This window comes from Actinomadura roseirufa (assembly GCF_900659635.1).
Lineage (GTDB): Bacteria > Actinomycetota > Actinomycetes > Streptosporangiales > Streptosporangiaceae > Spirillospora > Spirillospora roseirufa.
In genome coordinates this window covers 1-6,381 of sequence record NZ_CAACVB010000358.1, presented here as the reverse complement: position 1 = coordinate 6,381, position 6,381 = coordinate 1, and the positions used below count along the sequence as shown (strand labels likewise).

The following is a 6,381-nucleotide window of genomic DNA, read 5'->3' as shown; positions in this document are numbered from 1 at the left end:
CTGACCGCCCCCGCGGCGCTGCGGACCCGGCGGGCGAGCGCGTGAGCGGACACGCCGGGCATCACGCCGCGCCCCGTCCGGGCGGCGCCGCACGGCCTGGCCGCCGACGGCCGGCCGCGATGAGGTGATCGTTCTGGGCTCCGGCATCCGTTTCGACGATGCCCGGGGTCTTCCGGCGAGCGGTCCGGACGGCAACGCCGCCGTCAACCCTCCGCCGGGAAACAGCCTGTTCCGGCCGCCGCGCCGCCGCGCCTTGAGGGGTCCCGCCCGCCGCTGCCATGGTCGAGGGGACTCCCCTCCCGGCAGGAGCAGCCAGTGATCCTCCATCGAAGCGCCGCCGCCGCCGGCGGCTTTGCCCTGGCCCTGTGCCTCTCCCTGGCGGGACCCGCCGTCACCGCGTCAGGGCACGCGGCCCGTCCCGGCGGTATCCAAGGCTCCGGCCACGCGTCGCGGCACGCGGCCGTCGCCGGCGGCATCGAGGGCTCGGGTCACGCGGCGCTCGCCGGCGGCATCCAGGGGACGGGCCACGCGGCGCGGCACACGGTCCTCGCCGGCGGCATCGAGGGCACGGGCCACGCGGCGCGGCACACGCCCGTCCCGGCGGCATCCAGGGCTCGGGCCACGCGTGAGGGCGTGAGGCGCCCGGCCGCCGGGCGCCACCGGTGACCGGGCGGGACCCGCCACGGGCGCGTCCCGCCGGTGGTGGCCGCGCGCGGCCGGAACGGCGTCGCGGCCCGGGTCAGGCGGGCTTGCGGGCGACGGCCCCGTACATGTGGACGTGGGCGTCGTCGACCTCGGCGGCGGCCTCGTCCGGGTACCAGTGGTTGACGAGCACCACACCCGGCTCCAGGAGCTCCAGCCCGTCGAAGAAGCGCTCCATCCCGGCCTTGTCACGGGCGACGAGCGGGATGCCGTTGGCGTTATAGGCGGCGACCCCCGCCGTGACCTCCTCGGGCGCGCTGTCGGCCGTGCACGCCGAAAGGGCCAGCATGCTGCCCGGCGCGAGCGGCTCCATCAGCCGGTCGATGATGTCCTGCACCACCGCGTCGTCCGGCATGAAGTGCACGATGGCGATCAGGCTCAGCGCGACCGGCCGGGAAAGGTCGAGGGTCTCGCCCAGCTGGTCCGACGACAGGATCGCGTCGGGGTCGTGGAAGTCGGCGTCAAGGTAGCTGGTCCGGCCCTCGGGCGTGCTGGTGAGCAGCGCGCGGGCGTGCACGAGCACGATCGGGTCGTTGTCGACGTAGACGATGCGCGACTCCGGCGCGACCGTCTGCGCGACCTCGTGCAGGTTCGGCGCGGTGGGCAGGCCGGTGCCGATGTCGAGGAACTGGCGGATGCCGTGCTCGGCCGCGAGCCGGTGCGCCAACCTGGCCATGAAGCTCCTGTTGGCGCGCATGGACTTCGGCAGGTTGGGCCAGTCGGCGGTGATGCTCGCCGCGGCGGCCCGGTCGGCCGGGTAATTGTCCTTGCCGCCCAGGAGGTAGTCGTACACCCGCGCGGAATGCGGAATGTCCGTTTTAAGGTCCAGATGGCTATCGGTCACGTACGGCCCCCTAGGCGATGTCCAACCTGTTTTTCCGGATCCTATGCCGCCAAGGTGTCTACTTCGCGAATCTGGCATAACTGGTGATTTGCCTCGTTCGTGACGTGTGTTCCGGGCCGTCCACCTGGCCGCGACGACCCCCGCCGGACGGTTCCCCCGGCCCCCCGACTTGGGGGATCATGTCGGGGTGAACCTCAGCGTCTCCTCGTTCGACGACCTGTCCACGCGCGTCGCCGCCGTCCGCGGCGACCACGACGAGCGCTTCCCCGGGCCCGCCGAGGGCCGCCAGCCGGTCCACACCGTGTACGTTCCGGCCGACCGGTTCTCCCGTTCCACGCCCGCCGACTTCGGCGCCGAGGCGCTGCGCCTGCTCAACGTCCACACGCCCGGCGCCGGATCGTTCGGCGGCGCCTTCGGCCTCGACCCGGAGATCGCGGGCCTCGTCCGGGAGCGGGTGGCGGCCAAGCTGGCGGGCGAGCCGGTCGAGGACGTCCGGATCGACTTCGGGGAGGGCTACGGCACGCGCTCCGACGAGGAGGAGGACGCGCACATCGCGCAGGTCGTCGAGGCCGTCGGCGCCGCGTACCAGGTCAAGGCGCTGCCGCACTACTGGGGGATCCGGGTCAAGTCCTTCGCCGACGGCGGCCACGAGCGGGCGATGCGCACCCTGGACGGGTTCCTGACCGCGCTGCGCGACCGGCTCGGCCGGCTGCCCGGCGGGTTCACCATCACGTTCCCGAAGGTGGTCGCGGCCGAGCACGTCGCGCTGTTCACCGAGTACCTGGAGCGGCTGGAGACCGCGCTCGGCCTGCCGGCCGGCATCCTGCGCTTCGAGATCCAGGTGGAGACCCCCGAGTCGGTGATCGACCGGGACGGCCGGATCGCGCTGCCCGGGATCGTCGCCGCCGCCGCGGGGCGGCTCACCGCGGCGCACTTCGGCGTGCTCGGCTACACCGCCGCGCTCGGGCTCCCCCTGGACGAGCAGCGCCTCGACCACCCGTCCTGCGACTTCGCCCGGCACGCGATGCAGGTGGCGCTGGCCGGCACGGGCGTCCGGCTCGCCGACGGCTCCACCGGCGTCCTGCCCCGCAACGACGGCCCGGACGAGGTGAACGCCGCCTGGTCGGCGCACGCGGCGCACGTCCGGCACTCCCTGCGGCACGGCTTCTACCAGGGGTGCGACCTGCACCCGGCGCACCTGCCCAGCCGGTACGCGGCCGTCTACGCCTTCCACCTGACCGGTGCCGACGACGCCATCGGCCGGGTGCGGGCGTGGCACGAGCAGGCCGCGGGCCGGGCGGGCACCGCGGCCGAGCCCGCCGCCGTCCGGGCGCTCACCGCCCGGCTCCGCCGCGCCGTCGACTGCGGAGCCCTGGACGAGAGCGCGCTGCCCGCGACCGCGAGGCCCTGACCTGCCGGTTCCCGGCCCCTTCCGGCGCGCGGCGTTGCCAGGCGCCGCTCGCCGAGCTACATTGAGTGAGTACTCACTCAATCATTCGGGAGGGATCATGACGGGGAGCACGGCCGAGGAGCGGGTGCGGGCGCTCGGTGAGCGCTGGGCCGCCGCCGAGGCGAGCGCCGACACCGAGGCACTGGGCGAGCTGCTCGACGACGACTTCCGCGGCGTCGGCCCGCTGGGGTTCGTCCTCACCAAGCAGCAGTGGCTCGGCCGCTACGAGGGCGGCCTGACCGTCGAGGAGTTCGGCTGGTCCGACGTGGAGGTGCGCGTCTTCGGCGACGCCGCCGTCGCGATCGGCACGCAGACGCAGGAGGCCAGCTTCCAGGGCCGCCCGTCGTCCGGGCGGTTCCGCGCCACGCAGGTCCTCGTGGACCGCGACGGCGAATGGCGCGTCGCCGGCGTGCACCTGTCCCCGCAGCAGCAGTGACCGCGCCGCGAGGGTGGCCCCCGCGCGGGCACCGACCCCGCCGGGGCTGAGCCCCGCCTCAGCCCCGGCGGTCCGCGCCCGCGAGCCGCGGCGGCGCCCACGAGGGGCCGACCGCGTTGAGGACGGCACCGAGCTGCTCCTCCTCGTAGGCGAAGTGGGCGTCGAGCTCGGCCGTCACCCGGTCGAGCTCGGCGCGCACCCGCTCGGGGTCTGCGGTGTCCAGGCCGTCCAGCAGGTGCTCCAACTCCCCCTTCACCCGGTTCACCTGGACGTGCTCGCGGCGCAGGCGCTCGATAACCGGCGCCAGGCCGGGGAACTGCGCCTCCAGCCGCGGGAAGGCCCGGCCCTCCTCGTTGTCGTGGTGCTCGCCGAGGACGTCGCAGACCGACACGCAGTGCTCACGGAGCTGGGCGCCCAGGCCGCCCTCCCCGGCGTCCCCGGTCGCGGGGCGCCCCTCCAGGCGGGCCAGCACGTCCGACCGGAGTCCGGCCAGCCGCCCGCGCAGGTCGTTGTGGATCTTCACGAGCTCGTCGCCGATCGCGAAGGCGCGCCCCGGCAGGGTCGCCCGGTGCAGGGCCACGACCGGGATGACGCGCTCGGTCGCCCGCTGGTACTCGGCGTAGGCGGGGACCAGCTCGCCCTGCCGCGCGTACAGCCGGTCGCGCTCCTCCCCCTCGACCGCGAGCGCGACGCCCTCGAATGCCTCCTCCCCCACCTCCACCCGGACCCGCGGATCGGCCCGCACGTCGCGGTACCAGACCGGGTCGTCGTCCGCGCCCGCGTTGGAGGCGAACACCAGCAGCCGGTCGCCGTCCTCCAGATATCCGAGCGGCACGGTGCGCCGCCCGCCCGTCCGCGCGCTCGCGCACGTCAGCAGGAGCAGCGCCGCGCCCTCGAACAGGCCGCCGACCCTGCCGCCGCGCGCCCTGAACTCCTCGACGACCGCCCGGTCGAACTCGCTCATCGCACGGTTCTCCTATCCTGGGCTTCGGTCCGCAACTTTGCTTTGCTAGCAAAGCTGTTAATGAAACAAAGCTATTTTGGACGCGTGCGTGATGTCAACCGATGAGAGCGCGGAGCCGGGCCCGGACGTCGACGACGGGATCCGGACGATGCTGCTGCTGATGCCGCGGCTGGTCGCGGCCGCCAAGCGGATCAAGGTGCCGGACGAGCTCGCGGGCTTCGACCTGGCGCCGCGCCACCTGTCCCTGCTCGCCTACCTGCTGTTCGACGGGCCGATGCACGTCAACGTGCTGGCCCGGCGGCTGGAGGTCGCCCCCGCCACGGTGAGCCTCATGGTCGGCGACCTGAGCCGGCAGGGCATCCTGGAGCGGCGCGAGGACCCCGCCGACCGGCGGCGCACGATCGTCAGCGTCGCCGCCGCGCACCTGCCCGCGATCAACGGCTGGCTCGGCCGCGGCGCGGGCGCCTGGCGCACCGCCCTGGCGCCGCTCACCGCCGCGCAGCGCGCGATGTTCATCGACACGCTGCTCGCCTACGAGCGCGCCGTCACCGAGGCGCGCCGGCACGGCTGACCCCGCCAGCGCGGGGCGCCGCCCTCAGCCCGGGTGCGCGGCGCGGAAGGCGGCCAGGTCCTCGGGGGTGTCGATGTCGTCGGGAACGGCGATGTCGTCGCACGGCACCGGCGTGACCAGGTCGGGACGCGCGCGCAGGAAGCCCCGGGCGCCGGTGTCCCCGACCGCGGCCCGCGCGGCGTCCGCGAAGTGCGCGGCGCGCAGCAGGACGGGGTTGCGCGGCGCGCCGCCGTAGGTCGCCACGGCGATCCGCGCTCCCGCCTCGTAGGCCGCGACCAGCCGCGCCACCGCGGCCGCCGGGATCCCCGGCTGGTCGACGAGCGCGACGACGGCGGCGGGGCACCCGGGCGGCAGCGCCGCGAGCCCGGCGCGCAACGACGAGCCCATGCCGTCCCGCCAGTCCGGGTTGGGCACGACGACCGCGCCGACGACCTCCACCTGCGCGGCGCCCACGACCACCATGATCGGGGCGCAGCCCGCGTCCCCGAGCATCCGCACGCCCCGGTCGACCAGCCGCTCGCCCGCCAGTTCCAGCAGCGCCTTCGGGCGGCCGAGCCGGCGGCCCGCCCCCGCGGCAAGCAGCACCCCGGCCGGGGGCCGCGCCTCGGGCCCCGCCTCGGGCCGGGGACCGTGCCGGACGCTGTGCCGCGCCCCGGGAGTCCTCTTCCGGTCGCGGCCGGCGTCCCCCGTCAACGACTCCAGAGTCATCCCGCGAGGGTAGCCCGCTCACCCCGTCCCGGCGTGAATCCGCCCGCTGGTGTCGCTCAGCGGACGACCCGACCCGCCCCAGCGGAGCTGCACCAGCTCCGCCGCGATCGACACCGCCGTCTCCTCCGGCGTCCGGGCGCCCAGGTCCAGCCCGATCGGGGAGCGCAGCCGGGCCAGCTCCGCCTCGGCCAGGCCCGCCTCGCGCAGCCGCGCCAGCCGGTCGTCGTGGGTGCGGCGCGAGCCCATCGCGCCGACGTACCCGGCGCGGGTGCGCAGCGCCACCTCCAGCAGCGGCACGTCGAACTTCGGGTCGTGGGTGAGGACGCACACCGCCGTCCGCTCGTCGATGCCGCCGGCGGCGTCGGCCAGGAACCGGTGCGGCCACCGGACCACGACCTCGTCGGCGTCCGGGAACCGCTTGGCGGTGGCGAAGACGGGACGCGCGTCGCAGACCGTCACGTGGTAGCCGAGGAACTTGCCGATCCGCGCGACGGCCGCGGCGAAGTCGATCGCGCCGAACACCAGCAGCCGCGGCGGCGGGGCGAAGGAGTGCACGAACACCGACAGCTCGTCCAGCCGCCGCTCGCCCTCGCGCCCGTAGTGCCGCTGCCCGGTCAGCCCCTGGGCGAGCATGCCGCGCGCGTCGTCGTCGACGGCGGCGTCGAGCCGGGCCGCGTGCGGGGCGCCGGGCGCGAGCGTCCCCGCC

Annotated in this window: 8 protein-coding genes; 4 read left to right on the top strand and 4 right to left on the bottom strand. The window is 75.4% G+C overall.

From position 1 onward, the window contains the following. The first annotated feature begins 315 nt into the window (after positions 1 to 315). On the top strand, positions 316 to 666 hold the full coding sequence (locus E1291_RS37695; RefSeq protein ID WP_131742831.1) for a hypothetical protein: 351 nt from the start codon (positions 316 to 318) through the stop codon (positions 664 to 666). A 73-nt stretch (positions 667 to 739) separates the two neighbouring features. Here E1291_RS37695 and E1291_RS37690 read toward each other — a convergent pair whose 3' ends face one another. Further along, positions 740 to 1,546, bottom strand: coding sequence for an SAM-dependent methyltransferase (locus E1291_RS37690; protein WP_242614627.1), 807 nt, complete (start codon positions 1,544 to 1,546; stop codon positions 740 to 742). A 187-nt stretch (positions 1,547 to 1,733) separates the two neighbouring features. On the opposite strand from E1291_RS37690, the gene E1291_RS37685 reads away from it, so the two are divergent. Together E1291_RS37685 and E1291_RS37680 are read left to right on the top strand one after the other, a co-directional pair. Continuing rightward, complete coding sequence (locus E1291_RS37685; RefSeq protein ID WP_131742829.1) at positions 1,734 to 2,957, top strand: DUF6986 family protein; 1,224 nt, start codon at positions 1,734 to 1,736, stop codon at positions 2,955 to 2,957. Positions 2,958 to 3,054: 97 nt separating this feature from the next. Continuing rightward, a complete protein-coding gene (locus E1291_RS37680; RefSeq protein WP_131742828.1) occupies positions 3,055 to 3,432 on the top strand; it encodes a nuclear transport factor 2 family protein in 378 nt (125 codons plus the stop codon). 58 nt (positions 3,433 to 3,490) lie between these two features. Here E1291_RS37680 and E1291_RS37675 read toward each other — a convergent pair whose 3' ends face one another. After that, positions 3,491 to 4,396: a nitroreductase/quinone reductase family protein gene (locus E1291_RS37675; RefSeq protein ID WP_131742827.1), complete on the bottom strand. Its 906-nt coding sequence runs from the start codon at positions 4,394 to 4,396 to the stop codon at positions 3,491 to 3,493. Positions 4,397 to 4,487: 91 nt separating this feature from the next. Between E1291_RS37675 and E1291_RS37670 the strand changes: the two genes are divergently transcribed. Next, on the top strand, positions 4,488 to 4,967 hold the full coding sequence (locus E1291_RS37670; protein WP_131742826.1) for a MarR family winged helix-turn-helix transcriptional regulator: 480 nt from the start codon (positions 4,488 to 4,490) through the stop codon (positions 4,965 to 4,967). A gap of 24 nt (positions 4,968 to 4,991) precedes the next feature. On the opposite strand, the gene E1291_RS37665 is transcribed toward E1291_RS37670, so the two are convergent. Together E1291_RS37665 and E1291_RS37660 are read right to left on the bottom strand one after the other, a co-directional pair. Then, positions 4,992 to 5,675, bottom strand: coding sequence for a nucleotidyltransferase family protein (locus tag E1291_RS37665; protein WP_131742825.1), 684 nt, complete (start codon positions 5,673 to 5,675; stop codon positions 4,992 to 4,994). Between the two features lie 18 nt (positions 5,676 to 5,693). Beyond that, positions 5,694 to 6,381 (bottom strand): XdhC family protein (locus tag E1291_RS37660; RefSeq protein WP_165495487.1); only part of this gene is annotated, 688 nt, incomplete at its 5' end.